General features: G+C 72.4%; 21 protein-coding genes, 1 tRNA gene and 1 riboswitch. Of the genes, 12 read left to right on the forward strand and 10 right to left on the reverse strand.

Annotated features, from left to right (window positions below; genetic code table 11):
- Positions 1–49: 49 nt before the first annotated feature.
- Both CP977_RS19250 and CP977_RS19255 read right to left on the reverse strand, forming a co-directional pair.
- On the reverse strand, positions 50–616 hold the full coding sequence (locus tag CP977_RS19250; RefSeq protein ID WP_152370549.1) for a hypothetical protein: 567 nt from the start codon (positions 614–616) through the stop codon (positions 50–52).
- Positions 617–855: 239 nt separating this feature from the next.
- Positions 856–1,431 carry a TerD family protein gene (locus CP977_RS19255; RefSeq protein ID WP_062753223.1) on the reverse strand — a complete coding sequence of 192 codons (576 nt, stop codon included), beginning with the start codon at positions 1,429–1,431 and terminating at the stop codon, positions 856–858.
- 126 nt (positions 1,432–1,557) lie between these two features.
- Between CP977_RS19255 and arfB the strand changes: the two genes are divergently transcribed.
- Complete coding sequence (arfB, locus tag CP977_RS19260; RefSeq protein WP_109185051.1) at positions 1,558–1,995, forward strand: alternative ribosome rescue aminoacyl-tRNA hydrolase ArfB; 438 nt, start codon at positions 1,558–1,560, stop codon at positions 1,993–1,995.
- Between the two features lie 46 nt (positions 1,996–2,041).
- Here arfB and CP977_RS19265 read toward each other — a convergent pair whose 3' ends face one another.
- Positions 2,042–2,608: a flavin reductase family protein gene (locus CP977_RS19265; protein WP_062753218.1), complete on the reverse strand. Its 567-nt coding sequence runs from the start codon at positions 2,606–2,608 to the stop codon at positions 2,042–2,044.
- 323 nt (positions 2,609–2,931) lie between these two features.
- On the opposite strand from CP977_RS19265, the gene cdgB reads away from it, so the two are divergent.
- Positions 2,932–4,599 (forward strand): diguanylate cyclase CdgB, encoded by a 1,668-nt coding sequence (cdgB, locus tag CP977_RS19270; protein ID WP_062753216.1) that lies wholly within the window; start codon positions 2,932–2,934, stop codon positions 4,597–4,599.
- Positions 4,600–4,707: 108 nt separating this feature from the next.
- Positions 4,708–5,691 carry a carbohydrate-binding protein gene (locus tag CP977_RS19275; protein ID WP_062756946.1) on the forward strand — a complete coding sequence of 328 codons (984 nt, stop codon included), beginning with the start codon at positions 4,708–4,710 and terminating at the stop codon, positions 5,689–5,691.
- 34 nt (positions 5,692–5,725) lie between these two features.
- Here CP977_RS19275 and CP977_RS19280 read toward each other — a convergent pair whose 3' ends face one another.
- The 3 genes from CP977_RS19280 to CP977_RS19290 form a co-directional block, all read right to left on the reverse strand.
- The gene (locus CP977_RS19280; protein WP_062753213.1) at positions 5,726–6,646 is read right to left on the reverse strand and encodes a 1-phosphofructokinase family hexose kinase; all 921 of its coding nucleotides are present in this window, start codon (positions 6,644–6,646) and stop codon (positions 5,726–5,728) included.
- A gap of 123 nt (positions 6,647–6,769) precedes the next feature.
- The gene (nagA, locus tag CP977_RS19285) at positions 6,770–7,924 is read right to left on the reverse strand and encodes an N-acetylglucosamine-6-phosphate deacetylase (protein WP_062753211.1); all 1,155 of its coding nucleotides are present in this window, start codon (positions 7,922–7,924) and stop codon (positions 6,770–6,772) included.
- Positions 7,924–8,874 (reverse strand): ROK family protein, encoded by a 951-nt coding sequence (locus CP977_RS19290; RefSeq protein WP_062753208.1) that lies wholly within the window; start codon positions 8,872–8,874, stop codon positions 7,924–7,926. Before CP977_RS19290 ends, nagA begins: the two co-directional genes overlap by 1 nt.
- Positions 8,875–9,128: 254 nt before the next feature.
- Here CP977_RS19290 and CP977_RS19295 point away from each other — a divergent pair, with 254 nt between their 5' ends.
- The 5 genes from CP977_RS19295 (at position 9,129) to CP977_RS34150 (ending at position 12,015) form a co-directional block, all read left to right on the forward strand.
- Positions 9,129–10,412 carry an ABC transporter substrate-binding protein gene (locus CP977_RS19295; protein ID WP_062753206.1) on the forward strand — a complete coding sequence of 428 codons (1,284 nt, stop codon included), beginning with the start codon at positions 9,129–9,131 and terminating at the stop codon, positions 10,410–10,412.
- A gap of 12 nt (positions 10,413–10,424) precedes the next feature.
- On the forward strand, positions 10,425–10,712 hold the full coding sequence (locus CP977_RS19300) for a DUF3263 domain-containing protein (RefSeq protein ID WP_152370550.1): 288 nt from the start codon (positions 10,425–10,427) through the stop codon (positions 10,710–10,712).
- Positions 10,713–10,775: 63 nt separating this feature from the next.
- The gene (otsB, locus tag CP977_RS19305) at positions 10,776–11,627 is read left to right on the forward strand and encodes a trehalose-phosphatase (RefSeq protein WP_062753202.1); all 852 of its coding nucleotides are present in this window, start codon (positions 10,776–10,778) and stop codon (positions 11,625–11,627) included.
- Between the two features lie 60 nt (positions 11,628–11,687).
- Positions 11,688–11,761, forward strand: a tRNA-Met gene (locus CP977_RS19310).
- Between the two features lie 83 nt (positions 11,762–11,844).
- Positions 11,845–12,015, forward strand: coding sequence for a hypothetical protein (locus CP977_RS34150; protein ID WP_159057767.1), 171 nt, complete (start codon positions 11,845–11,847; stop codon positions 12,013–12,015).
- Positions 12,016–12,344: 329 nt separating this feature from the next.
- Here the strand turns inward: CP977_RS34150 and CP977_RS19315 are convergent, their stop codons facing one another.
- The 3 genes from CP977_RS19315 to CP977_RS19325 all read right to left on the reverse strand — a co-directional run bounded on the left by CP977_RS19315 (position 12,345) and on the right by CP977_RS19325 (position 15,213).
- Positions 12,345–13,793: an alpha,alpha-trehalose-phosphate synthase (UDP-forming) gene (locus CP977_RS19315; protein WP_152370551.1), complete on the reverse strand. Its 1,449-nt coding sequence runs from the start codon at positions 13,791–13,793 to the stop codon at positions 12,345–12,347.
- A 113-nt stretch (positions 13,794–13,906) separates the two neighbouring features.
- The gene (locus CP977_RS19320; RefSeq protein WP_152370552.1) at positions 13,907–14,233 is read right to left on the reverse strand and encodes a hypothetical protein; all 327 of its coding nucleotides are present in this window, start codon (positions 14,231–14,233) and stop codon (positions 13,907–13,909) included.
- A gap of 38 nt (positions 14,234–14,271) precedes the next feature.
- A complete protein-coding gene (locus CP977_RS19325) occupies positions 14,272–15,213 on the reverse strand; it encodes a glucosyl-3-phosphoglycerate synthase (RefSeq protein ID WP_062753197.1) in 942 nt (313 codons plus the stop codon).
- A gap of 150 nt (positions 15,214–15,363) precedes the next feature.
- Positions 15,364–15,509: riboswitch (SAM riboswitch) on the forward strand.
- A 17-nt stretch (positions 15,510–15,526) separates the two neighbouring features.
- On the opposite strand from CP977_RS19325, the gene thrC reads away from it, so the two are divergent.
- From thrC to groL, 4 genes are all read left to right on the forward strand, one after another.
- Positions 15,527–16,813 (forward strand): threonine synthase, encoded by a 1,287-nt coding sequence (gene thrC / locus CP977_RS19330; protein WP_062753195.1) that lies wholly within the window; start codon positions 15,527–15,529, stop codon positions 16,811–16,813.
- A 32-nt stretch (positions 16,814–16,845) separates the two neighbouring features.
- Positions 16,846–17,124: a MoaD/ThiS family protein gene (locus CP977_RS19335; RefSeq protein WP_030221840.1), complete on the forward strand. Its 279-nt coding sequence runs from the start codon at positions 16,846–16,848 to the stop codon at positions 17,122–17,124.
- 422 nt (positions 17,125–17,546) lie between these two features.
- Complete coding sequence (locus CP977_RS19340) at positions 17,547–17,750, forward strand: cold-shock protein (protein ID WP_015035246.1); 204 nt, start codon at positions 17,547–17,549, stop codon at positions 17,748–17,750.
- Positions 17,751–18,103: 353 nt separating this feature from the next.
- On the forward strand, positions 18,104–19,732 hold the full coding sequence (groL, locus tag CP977_RS19345) for a chaperonin GroEL (protein ID WP_062753193.1): 1,629 nt from the start codon (positions 18,104–18,106) through the stop codon (positions 19,730–19,732).
- A 106-nt stretch (positions 19,733–19,838) separates the two neighbouring features.
- On the opposite strand, the gene CP977_RS19350 is transcribed toward groL, so the two are convergent.
- Positions 19,839–20,585: a class I SAM-dependent methyltransferase gene (locus CP977_RS19350; RefSeq protein WP_152370553.1), complete on the reverse strand. Its 747-nt coding sequence runs from the start codon at positions 20,583–20,585 to the stop codon at positions 19,839–19,841.
- Between the last annotated feature and the right edge of the window lie 262 nt (positions 20,586–20,847).

Raw genomic sequence — 20,847 nt, forward strand, 5'->3', positions numbered from 1 at the left:
GAAGGGGCCCGCCGGAGACACCGGCGGGCCCCTTCACCGCGTCAGCGGTTCAGTACTTCCAGCGGGCGCGGTCGCCGTCCATCACGCAGTGGATCATGCGCCGGTTGGCCGCGTGCGTGGACCTGCCCAGGTCGGCCTTCCGGCAGAACTGGCCCGCGCTGTAGCAGTTTCCGGCGTTGGAGACGATCTCGCAGGTGGCCTCGGCCGCCGCCGTCGGGGCCGCCGTGGTGCGCTTCGGCGCGGGCGCCTCGGTGGTGGGCTTCGGGGCCCGGGTCGCCTTCGGCGTCGCCGGCGGCGGGGTCGTGGGCTTCGCCTTCGGCGGCGCGGGGGCCTCGGTGGTGGGCGGGGGAGTCGTGGCGCTGGGCGTGGACTCCGCGGTGGACGGGCTCGGCGTGGGAGTCGGGGTCGGCGTCGGTGCCGCCGAGGTGGGGACCGGGGTCGGGGAGGCGGGGGAGTCGCCGGTCGTGACGGGCCCGCAGGCGACGGTGACGCCGACGAGCGCCAGGCCCGCCAGCGTCTGCCGTACCAGTCGGGCCGCCCGGGCCCCCCGCCCGCGCCGCCGTCCGTCTCCGCTCCGGACTCCGGATTCTCCGCCGTCTTCGCCGTTGTCGTACATCGATCCCCCCACAGGGTCGTTCAGCTGGTCGAAGAGGCGCACGTTAGAGGGGGAAACGCCTCCTCGGGGAGGGTTCGCGGGAAACTTGTTCAAAACGAAACGACGACGCCGGTCTCCGGAACCACACGTGTGGTTCCGGAGACCGGCGTCGGAGTGCCGGCCCGCGGGCCGGTCTGACGTCAGAAGTCCCGACCGGACGTCAGAGGGTCCGGTCGGACGTCAGGAGATCCGGCCGGACGTCAGAGGTTGACGCCGAAGTCGCGGGCGATGCCCTCCAGGCCCGAGGCGTAGCCCTGGCCGACCGCGCGGAACTTCCACTCGGCGCCGTTGCGGTACAGCTCGCCGAAGACCATGGCCGTCTCGGTGGCCGCGTCCTCGGAGAGGTCGTAGCGGGCGAGCTCGGCGCCGCCGGCCTGGTTCACGATGCGGATGTACGCGTTGCGGACCTGGCCGAAGTTCTGCGAGCGGGAGACCGCGTCGTAGATGGAGACCGGGAAGACGATCTTGTCGACGTTCGGCGGGAGGGCCGCGAGGTTGACGTTGATCTGCTCGTCGTCGCCGCCGCCCTCGCCGGTGCGGTTGTCACCGGTGTGGACGATGGTCTGGTCCGGCGTGGACTTGTTGTTGAAGAAGACGAAGTGGGCGTCGGAGGCGACCTTCCCGGCGGCGTCCACGCCGATCGCGGAGGCGTCGAGGTCGAAGTCCGTGCCGGTGGTGGTGCGGACGTCCCAGCCGAGGCCCACGGTGACGGCGGTGAGGCCGGGGGCCTCCTTGGTCAGGGAGACGTTGCCGCCCTTGGACAGGCTCACAGCCATGGAAAGTCCCTTTCATCGTGGTGTCGTCGCCTGGAGAAACGCGCGTGGCCCCCCGACGGTTCCCGTTCCGCCCCGGACCGTCCCGGACGGAAATCAGGATGACTCCGACGGCCCAGTGCGGGGAACATGGGGGGCATGTCCGGTCCCTATCCCATCCGCGGCTCCGTCTCGCTCCCCGAGGCCGAGCTCCAGTGGCGTTTCTCGCGCTCGTCGGGGCCGGGCGGACAGCACGTCAACACCAGCGACTCGCGGGTGGAGCTCCGCTTCGACCTCGCGGCCACCGACGCGCTCCCCGAGGTGTGGAAGGCCCGCGCCCTGGAGCGGCTCGCCTCCCGCCTGGTCGACGGCGTCGTGACCGTACGGGCCTCGGAGCACCGCTCGCAGTGGCGCAACCGCGAGACGGCGGCGGTCCGCCTGGCCGCCCTCCTCGCCGAGGCGACGGCCCCGCCGCCGAAGCCCCGCCGGCCGACGAAGATCCCGCGCGGCATCAACGAGCGGCGGCTGCGGGAGAAGAAGCAGCGCTCGGAGACCAAGCGCATCCGGCGGTCCCGCGACTGGGGCTGAGCCCCCGAGGGGCGCCGGCCCGGCCCCCGTAAGTGCGTCAGGGCCCTCAGCCCAGCTGCCGGTACTTCCCCTGGAAGTACGTCAGCGGCCCGCTGCCGTCCGCCGGGGACACGCCCGCCGTCAGGACCCGGCCCACCACGAGCGTGTGGTCGCCGGCCACGACGCGGTTCTCGGTGCGGCACTCCAGGACCGAGAGCGCGCCGCCCATGAGGGGAGCGCCGCTCGCCTCGCCCCGGACGTACGGCACGTCGGCGAAGAGGAGCCGGTCGCTGACGCGGTTCTTCATCGAGAAGCGCCCGGCGACGTGCCGCTGGTTCTCGGAGAGCACCGAGACCGCCCAGACGGGGACCTCGGAGAGCAGGTCGTCCATGCGGGAGCCGTTGCGGAGGCTGATCAGGACCAGGGGCGGGTCGAGCGAGACCGACGTGAAGGCGGTGGCCGTCATGCCGACGTCCTCGCCGCGCGGACCGTCGTCGGGGTCGTGCGCGGTCACCAGGACCACGCCCGACGCGAGGCGGGACATCGCCGCCCGGAACTCTTCGTTGCTCACCCCCTCAGCATGGGGGATCGCCAGGTCGGTCACGGGAGGCGGGGAGACGGTCTTCTGCAGCACCCTCCCGACGCTAGGACGGCGGCCCGGCGGCCGCATCGGGCGGGGGGACCAGGTCCCCACCCCCGCCGGTCCTAGGACCCCCGGGGGAGGCCCGGCGGAAGGCCCCGCCGGAAGCCCGGCCGAGGGCCCCGCCGGACCCCGTGCGACCCGCCGTGACCTGCTGTGACTTGAGTCACAGCGGCCAGTATTTGTTGACCCTGTGTACCGGCTGCGCAGCTCACTGTGATTCAGTGGCAATCGCAGTACATATCGAAACGCCAACGTGCAACAGGAAGCCGATCAGAACCCTGGAGTTGCTGTCGAGGTCTCGGGGAGGGCGAGCGATGGAGACCGAGTCGGAGCCGTACGTCCGTCTCTCGACCCTGCGGCAGCTGCATCAGGTCGTGACGGACCTCAACACCGCCCGCAGCCTGGCGGACACCCTGCAGACCGTCGCGGACGGCGTGGTCGCCGGGCTCAACTACGAGCTGGCCTGCGTCAACCTCGTGCGCCCCGACGGTGACCTCGTCGTCGCCGCCTTCGCCGGAAGCTCCGCCGCCGAGGCCCTGATCACCGGCCGGGTCGGCTCCCGCGAGGCCTGGGAGCGCCGCCTCTCCATGGGCGTCGCCTGGGGCGACCTGCGGTTCATACCGCACACCGAGGGCTGGGTCCTGCTGGACGACGACGTCCCCCAGTGGCACACCGACGGCCCCGCCCCCCGCTTCGAGGACGAGTGGCACCCCCACGACCGGCTCTACGCCCCGATGTACGCCTCCGGCTCCGGCCGCGAGCTCCTCGGGGTCATATCCGTCGACCGCCCGCGCAACGGCCGGCACCCCGGCCCCTGGGGCCAGGAAGCGCTCCAGATGTACGCCTCGCAGTCCGCCATCGCCATCAGCAACGCCCGCCTCCGCTCCAACATGCAGCGGGCCCTGGTCCGGCTCGAACGGGAGCAGCAGGCCCTCCGTGCCAGTGAGGAATCCTTCCGCCAGGCCTTCGAATACGCCCCCTCCGGCATGGCCATCGCCGAGATGGGCGGCGACCAGCACGGCCGGCTCCTGCGCACCAACGACGCCCTGTGCCGGCTCCTCGGCCGGCCCGCCTCCGTGATGCGCCGCTACTCCTTCGCCGACCTCGTCCACCCCGAGGACATCGGCACCCTGCTGCGGACCTCCGCCGAGGGCGGCCGGGCCGAGCTGCGGCTCGCCCGCCGCGACGGCACCTACGTCTGGGTCTCCCTGCGGAACTCGGTCGTCGCCGACACCGCCGACGGCCCCCGCTTCCTCCTCACCCACGTCGAGGACATCGAGGAGCGCAAGCGCCACGAGCTCCAGCTCGCCCACCGCGCCTCGCACGACGCCCTCACCGGCCTCCCCAACAGCGCCGAGCTGCGCTCCCGGCTCTCCGCCCGGCTCTGCGAACGCCCGGCGGACGCCCCCGGCGCGTACGGCGACGGCTACGGGTACGGACACGGCCCCGGGCCGGTCCCCGGCTACGAGCCGTACGAGCACGAACACGAGCACGGCTTCGGCTTCGAGCCGGCGGGCGGCGCGGGCCCGTACGACCACCACGTCCACATGACGGCCCCCTCCGGCGGCGAGACCGACGACGGCACCAAGGGGCTCGCGGTCCTCTTCTGCGACCTCGACGGCTTCAAGTCGATCAACGACCGCTTCGGGCACCACACCGGCGACGCCGTCCTCATCGAGGTGGCCCGGCGGCTCACCACCGGCGTCCGGGACGGGGACACCGTCGCCCGGCTCGGCGGCGACGAGTTCGTCGTCCTCGCCGACGGCCTCGGCGCGGCCGACGCCGCCGACCTGGCCGTACGCCTCCGGAACGCGATCATCCCGCCCATCCGGGTGGACGGGCGCGCGGTCCGCGTCGGGGCCAGTTTCGGCATCGGCTGGGCCGAGTGCGGGATGTCCGTGGAGGAGGTCCTGAACTCCGCCGACCAGCGCATGTACGTGGAGAAACGCTCCCGCGCCAAGGTCCACCGCCGGGCCGGCTGACGTGCACGTCACCCCCTTCCGGGTCAAGGGTCCGAGTCGGGGAATGGTCCGTTCGGGGTAGGCTCGCCCGGTCGGCGACGGCTGGCGAGCATGGAGAGGATGACCCGGATGGCTGCCGGTAACGACGGCTCGAACAAGCCCGAGGACGACGATCCGTTCGGCTACCTGTACGAGGACGGGCGGGCGGCGGGCGCGCAGCCCCCGCAGGGCGGCGGCTACGGCTACCCCGGCCCCGGCCAGGCTCAGCCGGGCGTGCCCCGCACCTCGTACAACCAGGTCAGAACGGTCGGCGACCGCCGCCAGTACGGCGGCGGCCAGCAGCACGCGCAGCCGTACGTGCCGCCGCAGCAGCAGGCGCCGTACGGGCAGCCGCACGCGCAGTACGCCGCGCCCGAGACCTACGGCGGCCAGCCGCCCCGCCAGACCCCGCCGCCCCCGCAGCGCGGCGGCTCGGGCCGGGGCCCCAACACGCGGGGCCTGCTGATCGGCGCGGTCGCGGTCGTCGCGGTCGTGGTGCTCGGCATCGCGGCGGCGGTGATCACCAACATGAACAAGGACCCCGAGGACGACAAGGCGGGCGGCACCACGCCCACGCCGACGGCGTCCTCCCAGCCGTCGGAGACCCCGAGCGGCGAACCCAGCTCGCCCACGCCGACCCCGACCGACCTGCCGAGGCAGGACGCGGCCACCCTCCAGCTGGGCGGCCCGGCCAAGCTCGACACGGCCGTGAAGGGCGCGAAGGGCCCGGGCGGCGCCTACGTGGTCTTCAACGGCCAGGGCGGCTCCGCGAGCTGGACCGTGGAGGTCCCCGAGAGCGGCGACTACACGCTCCGGATCGTGTACAGCGTGCCCGGCAAGGACGCGAAGACCTCGCTGACGGTCAACGGCGAGCAGCCCCGCGAGATCCGGATGAACAACTGGGCGCAGGCTCCCGAGGGCGACTGGGAGAAGGGGTGGACCTACACCTACTCCTACGTGAAGCTCAAGAAGGGGACGAGCAACTCGCTCAAGATCTCCTGCGAGCCGGGCGACTCCTGCGACGCGATCCTGGACCAGGTCTACCTGGAGGCCGGACAGACCGGCAAGCGCTGACGCGCGCGCTCACGAGGTTCTGACGGAGGAGGCCCTACGGGGTCTCCTCCGTCGTTTTCACCCGTCCCAGCAGCTCCTCGTACGCCCCCGCGTCGAACTCCCCGGCCACCGGCGAGAGGACCGTCGCCGCCGAGAGGGCGACCGCGCGGACCAGGCGGTCCGGCCAGGGGACGCCGTCGACCAGGCCGGAGAGCAGGCCGGCGACGGCCGAGTCGCCCGCGCCCGTCGGGTTGCCCTTGACGGGGGCCGGCGGGGCCGCGCGCCACAGGCCCTCGGGGGTGGCGGCGAGCAGGCCCTCGGGGCCGAGCGAGGAGACCACCGCGTGGGCGCCCCGGCGCCGCGCGTCCAGGGTGGCCCGGCGGGGTTCGCGGGCGCCGGTCAGCTGGGCCAGCTCGTCCGCGTTGGGCTTGACCAGGTCGGGGCGGGCGGCGATGCCCCGCCGCAGCGGCTCGCCGCTGGTGTCGAGGAGGACGGGCACGGCGGCGGCGCGCGCCAGCCGGACGAGCTCCGCGTACGCGCCGACGTGGATGCCCGGCGGGAGGCTGCCGCAGAGGGCGACGGCGGCGGCGCCGTCGAGGAGCGCGGTGAAGCGGGTCCGGAAGGCGTCCCACTCGGCGGCGGTGACGGTCGGCCCCGGCTCGTTGAGCTGGGTGGTGTCCCCGTCGGCGGCGTCGACGACCGCGACCGTGCGGCGGGTGGATCCGGCCGTCTCGACCAGCTCGTCCCGGACCGGGGTCGCCGCGAGCCCGTCCCGCAGGACGGCCCCGGTGGCGCCGCCCGCGAAGCCGGTGGCGACGGTCTCGTACCCGAGGGCGGCGAGGACCCGGGCCACGTTGAGCCCCTTGCCGCCGGGGCGCTCGATCACCTGGGTGACCCGGTGGGAGGCGCGCGGGGTGAGCGCGGGGACCCGGTAGGTGAGGTCCAGCGCCGTGTTGAGGGTGACCGTCACGATCACCTGTCCACCCCCCGTACTCCCTGTGAAGACCTGTGGAACGTACGTTCCGACGGCCCCTGATCATGCCAAAGGAAAGGCGGCAGGCCCAGACCCCGGCCCGCCGCCCTTCCGCATGACTCCTGATCAGACGGTCGCGGGAACCGCCGGTTCCACGATCCAGGCGCCCTTGCGCATGACGCCCCGGAGGTTGAACTCCGCGTCGAGGACGACGATGTCGGCGTCCTTGCCGGGCTCCAGGGAGCCGACGCGGTCGTACGCGCCGAGGAGGCGGGCCGGGTTGGCGGAGATGGCCTGGACGACCGACTCGACGGGCAGGCCGTCGACGGTGACGGAGCGTTTGAAGGCGCGGTCCAGGGTGAGGGTGGAGCCGGCGATGGAGCCGCCCTCCACGAGCCGGGCGACGCTGTCCTTCACCTCGACCTCCAGGGTGCCGAGCATGTAGCGGCCGTCGCCGAAGCCGGCGGCGTCCATGGCGTCGGTGATGAGCGCGACGCGCTCGGGGCCCGCGTGGTGGAAGGCCAGCTCCAGGGCGGCGGGGTGCAGGTGGGTGCCGTCGTTGATGAGCTCGACGGTGATCCGCTCGTCCTCCAGGAGGGCGGCGATCGGGCCGGGGGCGCGGTGGCCGAGGGCGGGCATCGCGTTGTAGAGGTGGGTGGCGACGGTGGCGCCCGCGTCGATGGCGGCGACGGTCTGCTCGTACGTGGCGTCGGTGTGGCCGATGGCGGCGATCACGCCGTGGTCGGCGAGGAGGCGCACGGAGTCGAGGCCGCCGGGCAGTTCGGTGGCGAGGGTGACCATCGTGGCCCGGCCGCGGGCGGCGTCGACCAGCTTGCGGACCTCGGCCGGGTCCGGGTAGCGCAGCAGCGTCTCGTCGTGGGCGCCCTTGCGGCAGGGGGAGATGAACGGGCCCTCGAAGTGGATGCCGGCGATCTCGCCCTGCTCGGCCAGCTCGGAGAGGAGGCCGGCCCGTTCGGTGAGGAAGTCCATGTCGCCGGTGACGAGCGAGGCGGCGGTGGTGGTGGTGCCGTGCAGACGGTGGGTGTGGACGCCCTTGAGGACCTCTTCGGCGGTGCCGGAGGTGAAGGACGCGCCGCCGCCGCCGTGGTTGTGCGTGTCCACGAAGCCGGGGACGAGCCAGTGGCCGGTCAGATCGATGCGCTCGGCGCCCTCGGGGGCGCTGCCCGCGATGCGGCCGCCGTCGACGATCACGCGTCCGTTCTCGACGATCCCGGTGGGCAGCACGACGTGTGCGCCGGCGAGAACCTTGTGATCGGCCATCAGGCGGAAACCTCCGAGTCGGTGGGGCGCTGGGCGGCGAGCAGGTCCCAGGCGAGGAGGCCCGCGCCCAGGCAACCGGCGGTGTCCCCGAGGGCCGCCGGGACGATGGCGGGCAGCTTCTGGAACGTGACTCGCTCCTCCACCGCGGCCCGAAGTGGTGTGAACAAGGTTTCCCCGGCCTCGGCGAGACCGCCACCGATGATGAGCGTGCGGGGGTCCAGCAGGGTGAGCGCGGTGACCAGGCCGTCCGCGAGGGCGTCGACGGCGTCCTGCCAGATCCGTACGGCAATGGGGTCGCCGGACTCGACGGCCTTCGCGCAGTCGGCGGCGTCGGCCTCCGGGTCGCCGCCGGCCTCGGCCCAGGCGAGGGAGACGGCGGAGGCGGAGGCGTACCGCTCCAGGCAGCCGCGCTGGCCGCAGCCGCAGGCGGTGCCGCCGGGGCGCACGACGATGTGGCCGATCTCGCCGGCGTAGCCGTGGGCGCCGGCCTCGATGCGGTCGCCGATGCCGATGGCGCCGGCGATGCCGGTGCCGAGGGGCACGAAGAGGAAGCGGTCGGCGCCGTTGCCCGCGCCGATGCGCCCCTCGGCGAGGCCGCCGGTGCGCACGTCGTGGCCGAGGGCGACGGGGATGCCGTCGAGGCGGTGGCTGAGGAGTTCGCGCATGGGAACGTCGCGCCAGCCGAGGTTGGCGGCGTAGACGGCGATGCCGTTGTCGGCGTCGACGATTCCGGGGACGGCGACTCCGGCGGCCGCGGCGGGCTCGCCGTACCGCTCCTGGCCGAGGAGGCGGAGGTCCTCCGCGAAGCCGAGGATCGTCTCGACCACGGCCTCGGGGCCCCTGTCGCGCCCGGTGGCGCGGCGGGCCTCGTGGAGCAGGGTGCCGTCCGCCCCGACGAGGGCGGCCTTCATGCCGGTGCCGCCCACATCCAGGGCGATGACGTGTTTCACGTGGAACAGTCTGGCGCGCGGAGGGGCAAAAGGTCTAGTCCACTGCCGAGGATTGTTGCGAGCGGATACAAATTCGATTCCCGGCGCGGGGGTCCGCTCCCCGTCTCCCTCGCGCGTCCGATCCGCGGCATTTCGGAAAGGGTGTTGCGGAAGTGATATCCGAGTGGTGTAGACCTTATGGCGCGCGCGGGGCAGACTTGCGGCCCTGACGAGAGCGAACGTGCAGTTCAGTGCAGCTCAACGACGAGCAAAGGGTGGATGAAGCCGTGGAGCGGCGACGATTTCTTGGACTGACCGCGGCCGTCGCGGCCCTCGGACTGACCGCCACGGTCTCCGGCTGCGGCTCCCTGGGCGGCGACTCCGGCGACGTGACCCTGAAGCTGGTCGCCGCCGAGTACGACCTGACCGGCGGCGACTCCACCAAGAAGTACTGGACCGAACTCGCCGCCGCCTTCGAGGCGAAGCACCCCGGGATCAAGGTCCAGGTCCAGGTCGAGTCCTGGGACGACGTCGACCGCAAGGTCGCCGAGATGGTCAAGGCCGGCGAGGCCCCCGACATCGCGCAGATCGGCGCCTACGCCGACTACGCCGCCGCCGGCCGGCTCTACGCCGCCGACGAACTCCTCTCCATACCCGTCCAGGCCAACTTCCTCCCCCGGCTCGCCGCCGCGGGCGAGCACAAGAAGACCCAGTACGGCCTGCCCTTCGTCGCCTCCACGCGCCCCCTCTTCTACAACAAGGCCCTCTTCGAGAAGGCCGGCGTCGAGCCGCCCACCACCTGGGACGAGCTGGCCGCGGCCGCCGGGAAGCTCAAGAAGGAGGGCGTCCGCACCCCCTTCGCGCTGCCGCTGGGCCCCGAGGAGGCCCAGGCCGAGGCCATGATGTGGCTGCTCGCGGGCGAGGGCGGCTGGACCGACGCCAGCGACCACTACGCGGTCGACTCCGAGACCAACGTGCGCACCTTCGAGTGGCTGCGGACCAACCTCGTCGGCAAGGACCTCACCGGCCCCGTCGCCCCCGGCAAGCTCAACCGCAAGGCCGCCTTCACCGCCTTCGCGAACGGCGAGGTCGGCATGCTCAACGGCCACCCCTCGCTCCTCAAGGAGGCCGCGAAGAAGGGCGTCGAGGTCGGACAGGTCCCGCTCCCCGGCGCCGACGGCCCCTCCAAGACCTCCATGGGCGTCGCCGACTGGATCATGGGCTTCAAGCAGAACGGCCACCGCAAGGAGATCGGCGACTTCCTGAACTTCGCCTTCAACGACGAGAACGTCCTGAAGTTCGCCGGGGACAACGACCTGCTGCCGGTCACCGTCAGCGCCTCCACCCGCATGGAGACCGACCCCGAGCACGCCAACCTGCACGTCTTCCTCAAGGTCCTCCCCGACGCGCAGCTCCCGCCGGTCGGCAAGACCTCGTGGGCCCAGGTCAGCGAGAACGTCAAGCAGAACATCGGCAAGGCCGTCACCCCGAACGGGCGCCCCGCCGAGGTCCTGGGCTCGATCGGACGCGTGGCGACGGCGGCGGAGGCGGCCGAGTAATAAGTTGGTCCTATGGGCGAGAACCGGGAAGCGACGCAGGGTGAGGACGGCGGGGCCGGGACCGCCGGGGGCCCCGCCGCCCTCACCGAGCAGGAGCAGGCCCTCCTCGCCGTCGAGCGCCGCTCCTGGCCGGGTCCCGGAGCCAAGGAGCGGGCCGTCCGCGAGGGGCTGGGCCTCTCCCCGACCCGCTACTACCAGCTCCTCAACGCCCTCCTCGACGACCCGCGCGCCCTGGCCCACGACCCGGTGACGGTCAACCGCCTGCGCCGGATCCGCGAGGAGCGGCAGCGCAGGAGGTAGGCGGGCGCGGGAGGCGGGAGATCCGGAAGGTAGGGGACGCCCCGCGTGGGTAGTGTCGGAAGCATGGTCAACAGCCTTCCGCACCCGACCACGTCCGCCGGCCGTGACGGCCTGGCCGCGATCCTCGCGCGGCCGCAGGAGACCGTCGTCGCCCTCGACTTCGACGGCACGCTCGCCGGCATCGTGCCCGACCCCGAGTCGGCCCGCGCCCACCCCGGCGCCGTGGCCGCCCTCGCGGCCCTCGCCCCCCGGGTCGCCTCCGTCGCGGTGGTGACCGGCCGGCCCGCCGGGGTCGCCGTCCGTCACGGCGGCTTCGCCGGCGTCCCCGGCCTGGAGAGCCTGGTCGTCCTCGGCCACTACGGCGCCGAGCGCTGGGACGCCGCCACCGGCACGGTCCGGGCCGCCCCCGTCCCCCCGGGCGTGGCCGCCGTCCGCGCCGAGCTGCCCGGCTTCCTCGACCGGGCCGGGGCCTGGCAGGGCGTCTGGATCGAGGAGAAGGGCCGCGCGGTCGCGGTCCACACCCGCAGGGCAGCCGACCCGGAGGGTGCCTTCGAAGCGCTCAAGGGCCCCCTCGCCGACCTGGCCACCGGCCACGGCCTCGTCCTTGAGCCCGGCCGGATGGTCCTGGAGCTGCGGCCCCCGGGCGTGGACAAGGGCGTGGCGCTCGCCTCGTACGTACGGGAGACGGGCGCCGGTTCCGTGCTGTACGCGGGCGACGACCTGGGCGACCTGCCGGCCTTCGCCGCCGTGGAGAAGCTCCGCGCCGACGGCACGCCCGGTCTGCTGGTCTGCAGCGACTCCGGCGAGGTCCCGGAACTCTCCGACCGCGCCGACCTCTCGGTCCCGGGCCCGGCGGGCGTGGTGGACTTCCTGACGGCACTGGCGGAGGCGGTGGAGGAGGTACGGGGGGACTGACCGGGCCCGCATATCCGGAGGCGACGGGACGCGGGCTTCTCGTACGATCACGGGCGGGACGGGGCTCGTAGCGCAGTGGTCGTCGCGCCTTCACCTCATGTGGGAAGACGCCGGTTCGAATCCGGCCGGCCCCGTCCCGTTCTTCCCGATCCCTCCGCGCCCCGAGGACGATTCCTCCCTCCCGGTCCACGTCTTTCTCGGCGGCTCCGAACGGGCGATGTCGCCGGGGGACCGGGCCGTGCGCTTCCACGGCACGCACGTGCGCGGCGGCAAGGCCGCGGACCCGTTCTTCGACCTCGGCCCGTACGCAGGGCGCGACCCCTTCCGGGCGGCCGGGACGGTGGAGGAGCCGGCCGAGCGGTGCGCGGCCTGGTTCGGGACGTCCTGAGCCGACCGGTCGGGGGCGACCCCCGAGCCCGCCACGACCGCCGCGTCCTGCTCCGCGGAGCCACCGGACCGCAGGAGGGCCCCACTCGCCGCTGTGCCCGTACGGACGGGAACGCGCCGGCCGCTTCTCGGCGTCGAACGCGAGCACCGCTTCGAATCCCGGCTCTCCGCCGTGACGTTCCAGGCGTGCGGCGAAGGCCGGCACCGCGTAGTTCGACAGGTGCAGCAGGGGCTCGCGCACCACCGCGCAGACCGCGATCAGGGGAGCGGTGACCTCAGGGGCGTTCGTGTGGCGGTGCGGTCCGGCGGTCGCCTGGACTCCTCCGAGACCTACGCCGGGCCCCTCAGCGACTCCAGCTGGTTCAGGAACCAGCGCTGCGGCGGCAGGGCCGTGGACGCCGTCGCCAGGCGTTTCGTGCGGTCGGTGCGTTCGGGGTGGGGCATCGTGAGGGCCGTGTGGAGGGCCTCGGCGGTCTCCGAGACGTCGAAGGGGTTCACCGTGAGCGCGTCCTCGCGCAGCTCCTCGTACGCGCCCGCCTCCCGGGAGAGGACCAGCGCGCAGCCCTGCTCCGAGACCACCGGTATCTCCTTGGCCACCAGGTTCATGCCGTCGCGGACCGGGTTCACCAGGGCCACGTCCGCCAGGCGGTAGGCCGCCAGGGAGCGCGTGAAGTCGTCCTTCACCGAGACCAGGACCGGCGTCCAGTCCTCCGTGCCGAACTCCGCGTTGATCTCCTCCGCCAGGGCCGCCACCGAGGCCGTGTACGAGCGGTACACCTCCAGGTCCTGGCGCGAGGGGTACGCCGACGCCAGGTGCACCACCCGGCCGCGCCACTCCGGGCGGGTGGTCAGGAGCTCCCGGTAGGCCAGCAGGCCGCGCAGGATGTTCTTCGACAGCTCGGTGCGGTCCACGCGGACGATCGTCTTCCGGTCGCCGGCCTCGGCCCGCAGCTCCGCCAGCCGCTCGTCCACCGCCGGCCGGTACGCGAGCGCCCGCAGCTCCTCCGCGTCGACGCCGAGCGGGTACACCTTGACCTCGGTGGTGCGGTTCGCGCCGGGTCCGGCCCACCGCCGGTGGTTCACCGTGCGCCGGCGGTCGCCCGCCGGGAAGCTCGGCTCCGCGACGCCCGTCGCGCTGTCGATGTGCGCGCCGGACATGAAGGCCGAGGCCCAGGCCCAGGTGTGGAATCCGACCTCGTCCGCGCCGAGCATGCCCCACAGCAGCTCCTCGCGGATGTCGTCCGGCAGCATCCGCAGGTACGCGGGGGACGCCCACGGGGTGTGCGTGAAGTGCGCGATCCGCAGGTCCGGGCGCAGCTCCCGGAGCTGCCCGGGGACCAGGGCCAGGTGGTAGTCCTGCACCAGGACCGCCGCCCCCTCGTCCGCCGCCCCGGCCAGCGCCTCCGCGAAGGCGCGGTTGTACGCGCGGTACGACTCCCAGCGGCGCCGGAACTCCGCGTCGTACACGGGCTCGCGCGGGATGTCGTACAGGTGGTGGTGGAGGAACCACAGCACCGAGTTCGCGATGCCGTTGTACGCGTCCGCGTACACGTCCGGATCGATGTCCAGCATCCGGACGCCGGGCTCCCCGACCCCGCGCCGGACCGCCTCCCGGTCGCCCTCGCCGAGGGCCGCGCACACCCACACGCTGTCCTGCGAGGAGACGGCGCTCAGGCCGGAGACCAGGCCGCCGCCGCCCCTGCGGGCGTCGAGCGAGCCGTCCCCGCCGAGCGCGTACGAGACGGGACCCCGGTTGGATGCCACGAGCACAGAAGCCATGTGGCGAACCTAGCCCGTCCCGTAAACGCTCAAACGTACGTATACAAGACGGGGGGTTCCGGCCACCCAGGGTCACGGGCGGGACCTGGGTCACGCAAGGGGCCCGGGAGGGGTCAGAGGTCGGGGTGGGCCCGCAGGGCCGCCCTCGCCACCAGGCCCGTCGCCGCCAAGGCCGCCACCAGGCCGCCGAGCAGCCAGAGCCGTTCCTCGCCGCCCCGGGGGTGGGGTGGAGTGGTCGCCCTTCTCGCCTTTCCCGGTGCGGCCGGTGCGCCCGGCGCCGGGGACGCGTGCGCGTGGGCGGGGACGGGGCCCGGCGGCACCGGCGCCGCGTCCGCCGCCGTGGGCGCCCACGCCACCGCCGTCAGGCCCGCCGCCGCCAGCACCCTGCCCGTACGCCCCGTACGCCCCGTACGCCCTCGTCCGAAGTCCATGGAACCCATGGACAGTGAATGTATGTAAAACGGGTCATAGGGTCGCGTTACGCCACGCGGCGGCGCGCGTACTCCGCGACCTCCGCCATCGGCGGCCGCTCCTCCGTGTCCACCGCGTACGTCCGCGGCTCGAAGCCCCCCTCGCCCCGCTCGAACTGGGTCAGCCACGGCCGCACCAGGTGCCCCCGCGACAGCCTCAGCTGCGCCGTCCGGTAGATCGTCGCCGCCATCCGGCCGAGGGCGTGCCCGTCCTGGTGCCGGTGCTTGCGCACCCCCACGTCCACCTGCGCGAGCCCGTCCAGACCCACCGTGTGCAGCGCGTCCACGAGCAGGCCCAACTCCACTCCGTAACCGACCGGGAAGGGCAGCCGCTCCAGGAGCGAGCGGCGGGCCGCGTACTCGCCGCCGAGCGGCTGCACGAAGCCGGCCAGCTGCGGCCAGTGCAGGTTCAGGACCGGGCGCGCCATCAGCTCCGTCACCCGACCGCCCTGACCGGGGGAATCGCCCAGCGGACGGTCGTACATCGCCTTCACGAGGTGCACCTCGGGGTCGGTCAGGAGCGGGCCCACGATCCCCGTCACGAAGTCCGCCGAGAAGTCCCGCAGGTCCGCGTCCACGAAGCACACGACGTCCCCGCTCGTCACCATCAGTGACCGCCACAGGACCTCGCCCTTGCCGGGCACGGCCGGTATCCGGGGGAGTACGTCGTCGCGCGCGACCACCCGCGCCCCGGCCGCCGCCGCGACCTCCGCCGTGCGGTCCGTGGAGCCCGAGTCGAGCACCACCAGCTCGTCCACGAGCGGCACCGCCTCCGACATCAGCTCGCGGCGGATCACGCCCACGATGTCCCCGACGGTCGCCTCCTCGTTCAGCGCCGGCAGCACCACGCTGACCGTCGTCGAGCGCTTGGCGGCGAGGATCCGCTCCAGCGGCCGGTCCGCCACGGACCAGGACCGCCGGGACAGCCAGCGCTCCACCTCTTCCAGCACGTGATCTCCATCTCGCGGTTCGGACGGGCCGTCCAAGCGCCCGGGCCTTCGGTTACAGTCTTGAACAACGCAGCGACCCCCCGCACGTCGGGGTGGCGACCGCGTCGGAGCACGGGAACGAAAGTCCCGGGGCTCCCCACAATCGAATACCGCTCATCCAGAGGGGCAGAGGGAAACGGCCCGTTGAAGCCCCGGCAACCCTCCAGTCGGTCACTCGTCATCCAGCGAGGTCCCCGGCTAGGGAAGGTGCCAAATCCGTCTCAAGGCGAAAAATTCGTCATTGGGAAAGATGAGGAGAAAGGGCCTCGCCTCCATGGCTGTACAGACCGTCGCACCCGCCACCACCGTCGACCTCGGTCCCGCGTCCGGACTCTCCTGTCGCGAATGCGGTGAAGTCTTCGCCCTCGGCCCGATCTTCGCCTGCGAGCTGTGTTTCGGACCGCTCGAAGTCGCGTACGACCTGCCCGCCGGCGACCCCGAGGAGCTGCGGAAGCGCATCGAGGCCGGCCCCGCCAGCATCTGGCGCTACGCCCCCCTCCTGCCCGTCCCGGCCGACGTCGCCGAGAAGCCGAACCTGAACCCCGGCTGGACCCCGCTGGTCAAGGCCGACAACCTCGCCCGCGAGATCGGCGTCGCCCCCGGCAGGCTCTTCGTCAAGGACGACTCCGGGAACCCGACCCACTCCTTCAAGGACCGGGTCGTCGCCCAGGCCATCGAGGCCGCCCGCGCCTTCGGCTTCACCACCCTCTCCTGCTCCTCCACCGGCAACCTGGCCGGCGCCGTCGGCGCCGCCGCCGCCCGCGCCGGCTTCCGCTCCTGCGTGTTCATCCCGCACGACCTGGAGCAGGGCAAGGTCGTCATGGCCGGCGTCTACGGCGGCGACCTCGTCGCCATCGAGGGCAACTACGACGACGTGAACCGCTTCTGCTCGGAGCTCATCGGCGACCCGCTCGGCGAGGGCTGGGGCTTCGTGAACGTCAACCTGCGCCCGTACTACGGCGAGGGCTCCAAGACGCTCGCGTACGAGATCTGCGAGCAGCTCGGCTGGGTCATCCCCGACCAGCTCGTCATCCCGATCGCCTCCGGCTCCCAGCTCACCAAGATCGACAAGGGTCTCCAGGAGCTCATCAAGCTGGGCCTGGTCGAGGACAAGCCGTACAAGATCTTCGGCGCCCAGGCCGAGGGCTGCTCCCCGGTGTCGGCCGCCTTCAAGGCCGGCCACGACGTCGTACGGCCCCAGAAGCCGAACACGATCGCCAAGTCGCTCGCCATCGGCAACCCGGCCGACGGCCCGTACGTCCTCGACATCGCCCGCCGCACCGGCGGCGCCGTGGAGGACGTGAACGACGAGCAGGTCGTGGACGCGATCAAGCTGCTCGCGCGGACCGAGGGCATCTTCGCCGAGACCGCGGGCGGCGTGACCGTCGGCGTCACGCGCAAGCTGGTGGAGAACGGCCTCATCGACCCGGAGCTCACCACCGTCGTCCTCAACACCGGCGACGGGCTCAAGACCCTGGACGCGGTGGCCGACACCTCTCAGGCGACCGCCACCATCCGCCCGAGCCTGGACGCGTTCCGCGACGCCGGCCTGGCCCGCTGAACTCCTCCGGTCCCCCGAAAGGTCAAGAAGCCATGGCAGTGAACGTCCGCATCCCCACCATCCTCCGCACCTACACCGGCGGGCAGTCCGAGGTACAGGCCGAGGGCGCGACCCTCGCCGAGGTCATCGCGGACCTGGAGAAGAACCACGCGGGCATCGCCGCCCGAGTCCTGGACGACCAGGGCAAGCTGCGCCGCTTCGTCAACGTCTACGTGAACGACGACGACGTGCGCTTCGAGCAGGGCCTGGAGACGGCCACCCCGGCCGGCTCGGGCGTCTCGATCATCCCGGCGGTCGCCGGCGGCTGCTGAGCCGCGGGGAGCGCCGCCCTCCCCGGGCCGCCTCCTTGTCCCGTTTCATTGAATTGCCCCTTCCGCGTCCACAAGCGGAAGGGGCAATTCTGCATGGTTGAGCGCGGTAGAGTTGGGGAAGTCCCCTCCGCTGCTCATGCCGGGTGCATATGAGAACGCGCCCCGACCTGACAAGAAGCAGCCAAACTGTGCGCGCATTGTGTACCTTCTGCGTCTTTTGCCGGGCCCGACTTGCCCCGTGATTCAGGGGAATCTCCCCAATCCTCCTTTCCGCGCCGCCCAGAATTCCCGCCCGAATGGCCTGTTGCAGAGGGCAGTTGGGCAGATACATTCAGCCGCGGTCGACGCGTTCCGGCGCAGGGTCTGACCCGGGGTTCGTGAAGTGCGGCCCCGCGCAAGGGCCAGTAATAGGGGAGTTAGGCATGGCTCAGGGCACCGTCAAGTGGTTCAACGCGGAGAAGGGCTACGGCTTCATCGCGGTCGACGGTGGTGCGGATGTTTTCGTCCACTACAGCGCGATCCAGATGGATGGCTACCGCAGCCTCGAAGAGGGACAGCGGGTCGAGTTCGAGATCTCGCAGGGCCAGAAGGGTCCGCAGGCCGACATGGTCAAGCTCGCCGTCTGAGCGCGGCGCGATCGGCCACCGACGCAACGCCGTCGAGGGGCCCGCATCCCCGGGGGTACTTCCCAGGGGGGCGGGCCCCTCACGCGTTCCCGGACGTACCCCCTCCGGCGTCCGTACCGCCCCCGCACCCCCCGTGCCCCCTCCCGAAACCCGAGAGTCGCTTGCACTCTCCTAGGGCGAGTGCTAATCATTGGCGTTAGCACTCGGAAGGTGAGAGTGCTACGAGGATCGGGCAGACGAGGCCGCCGGCCGGGTGGGGCAAGGAACCACACGGACACGCGGAGGCCGTCCGTCGCGGGCGTCGGCGCGGTCCTGGAGCGTTATCCACCCCATGTCCGGGAGGACCACTTCACATGGCCAAGATCATCGCGTTCGACGAGGAGGCCCGGCGCGGTCTCGAGCGCGGCATGAACCAGCTCGCTGACGCCGTCAAGGTCACCCTCGGCCCCAAGGGCCGCAACGTCGTCCTCGAGAAGAAGTGGGGCGCCCCCACGATCACCAACGATGGTGTCTCCATCGCCAAGGAGATCGAGCTCGAGGACCCGTACGAGAAGATCGGCGCCGAGCTGGTCAAGGAAGTCGCCAAGAAGACGGACGACGTCGCCGGCGACGGCACGACCACCGCCACCGTCCTCGCCCAGGCGCTCGTCCGCGAGGGCCTCCGCAACGTCGCCGCCGGCGCCAACCCGATGGCCCTCAAGCGCGGCATCGAGAAGGCCGTCGAGGCCGTCTCCGGCGCCCTGCTCGAGCAGGCGAAGGATGTCGAGACCAAGGAGCAGATCGCCTCCACGGCCTCCATCTCCGCCGCCGACACCCAGATCGGCGAGCTCATCGCCGAGGCGATGGACAAGGTCGGCAAGGAAGGCGTCATCACCGTCGAGGAGTCCCAGACCTTCGGTCTGGAGCTGGAGCTCACCGAGGGCATGCGCTTCGACAAGGGCTACATCTCGGCGTACTTCGCCACCGACATGGAGCGCATGGAGGCGTCGCTCGACGACCCCTACCTCCTGATCGTCAACTCCAAGATCTCCTCCGTGAAGGACCTCCTCCCGCTCCTGGAGAAGGTCATGCAGTCGGGCAAGCCGCTGCTGATCATCGCCGAGGACGTCGAGGGCGAGGCCCTGTCGACCCTGGTCGTCAACAAGATCCGCGGCACCTTCAAGTCCGTCGCGGTCAAGGCCCCGGGCTTCGGCGACCGCCGCAAGGCCATGCTGAACGACATCGCCATCCTCACCGGCGGCACGGTCATCTCCGAGGAGGTCGGCCTCAAGCTGGAGAACGCGGGCCTCGACCTGCTCGGCCGCGCCCGCAAGGTCGTCATCACCAAGGACGAGACCACCATCGTCGACGGTGCCGGTGACAGCGAGCAGGTCGCCGGTCGCGTGAACCAGATCCGCGCCGAGATCGAGAACAGCGACTCGGACTACGACCGCGAGAAGCTCCAGGAGCGCCTCGCGAAGCTGGCCGGCGGCGTGGCCGTCATCAAGGCCGGTGCCGCGACCGAGGTCGAGCTCAAGGAGCGCAAGCACCGCATCGAGGACGCCGTCCGCAACGCGAAGGCGGCCGTCGAGGAGGGCATCGTCGCCGGCGGTGGCGTGGCCCTGCTCCAGGCGTCGACCGTCTTCGAGAAGCTGGAGGCCGACCTCTCCGGCGACGAGGCCACCGGTGCCGCGATCGTGAAGCTGGCCCTGGAGGCCCCGCTGAAGCAGATCGCCGTCAACGCCGGCCTCGAGGGCGGCGTCGTGGCGGAGAAGGTCCGCAACCTGCCCGTCGGCCACGGCCTGAACGCCGCGACCAACGAGTACGTCGACCTCATCGCCGAGGGCATCATCGACCCGGCGAAGGTGACGCGCTCCGCGCTGCAGAACGCCGCGTCGATCGCCGCGCTGTTCCTCACCACCGAGGCCGTCATCGCCGACAAGCCGGAGAAGGCCGCCGCGCCGGCCGGCGGCGGCATGCCGGGCGGTGACATGGACTTCTGATCCTCGGGAATCTCAGGATCCCGGGATCGGCGGTTCGTCGCTGAACGCGAACGAGGGCGGCACCCCCTGCCGGGGGTGCCGCCCTCGGGCGTTGTGTACGGACCCTTCACGCCTTCCGGAAGAGCCCCGCCCACAGGAAGGACTCGCCGAAGGCGGCCGAGTCGGCGGGTTCGTCGCGCATGCGCCGCAGCTCGACCTCCGCCAGGTCGGCGAAGATCGCGCGCAGCGAGTCGTCGGTGTACGCGAGGCCGCCGTCGAGCCGCCCGTTGCGGTAGAAGTCGGCGTCCGGCAGCTCGGACCCCATGCCGCCCTCCCCGGCGGCGAACGCGGTCAGCGAGAAGAGGCCGCCGGGCGCGAGGACCCGGTCGAGGAGCGCGAGGTGGCCGACGCGGCGGTGCGGGGGCAGGTGGTGGAAGCAGCCGGAGTCGTGCACGAGGTCGTACGGCCCCTCCAGGACGCCCGGCGCGAAGGCGTCGCCGCGCACGAACCGCACGCCCTCCGCGCCCGCCTCCCGGGCCCGCTCCTCCGCCCACCGGATCGCGGCGGGGGACAGGTCCACGGCGTCCACCTCGTACCCGAGCGAGGCGAGGTACAGGGCGTTCCGCCCGGGCCCGCAGCCGAGGTCGAGGACCCGGCCCCCGCCGCCCGGGAGCAGCCCCCGCCCGGCGTACGACACCAGGCTCTCGTCCGGCTTCGCGACGAAGAACGGCACGGGCCTGTCCCGGTCGGCGTAGAACCCGTCCCACCACCCGGAGCCCCCGCCCGACCAGCGGTCGGCGGCGGGCGGGAACAGGTCGTCGAGCAGGGTCATGACGTCGTCGAGCGTGCGGACATGGCGATGGGCGGTATCCATACGGGCTCCCCTCCGAAGTCCCCCAGTTTACCGATCCGGGCGCCAAAACCCCAGGTCAGTAAGGGTGTTGAGGGTTTCGGCGGAGGCTCCGTACGGCTGCCGGACGGGCCTTCCCGTACGGCGGGGTCCTGCGGGGCGCGGGACGCGGCGTCGCCCTCGGGAGGCCGCCCCGAGCCCCGGAGGAGGCCCTTTCCCGGGCCCGCCCGGACGGGTTTCCGCACGGATCCCGAGCCGTCGTTGAACGGGTTCGAAAATGGTGATC

It is taken from the genome of Streptomyces cinereoruber, assembly GCF_009299385.1.
GTDB lineage: Bacteria > Actinomycetota > Actinomycetes > Streptomycetales > Streptomycetaceae > Streptomyces > Streptomyces bikiniensis.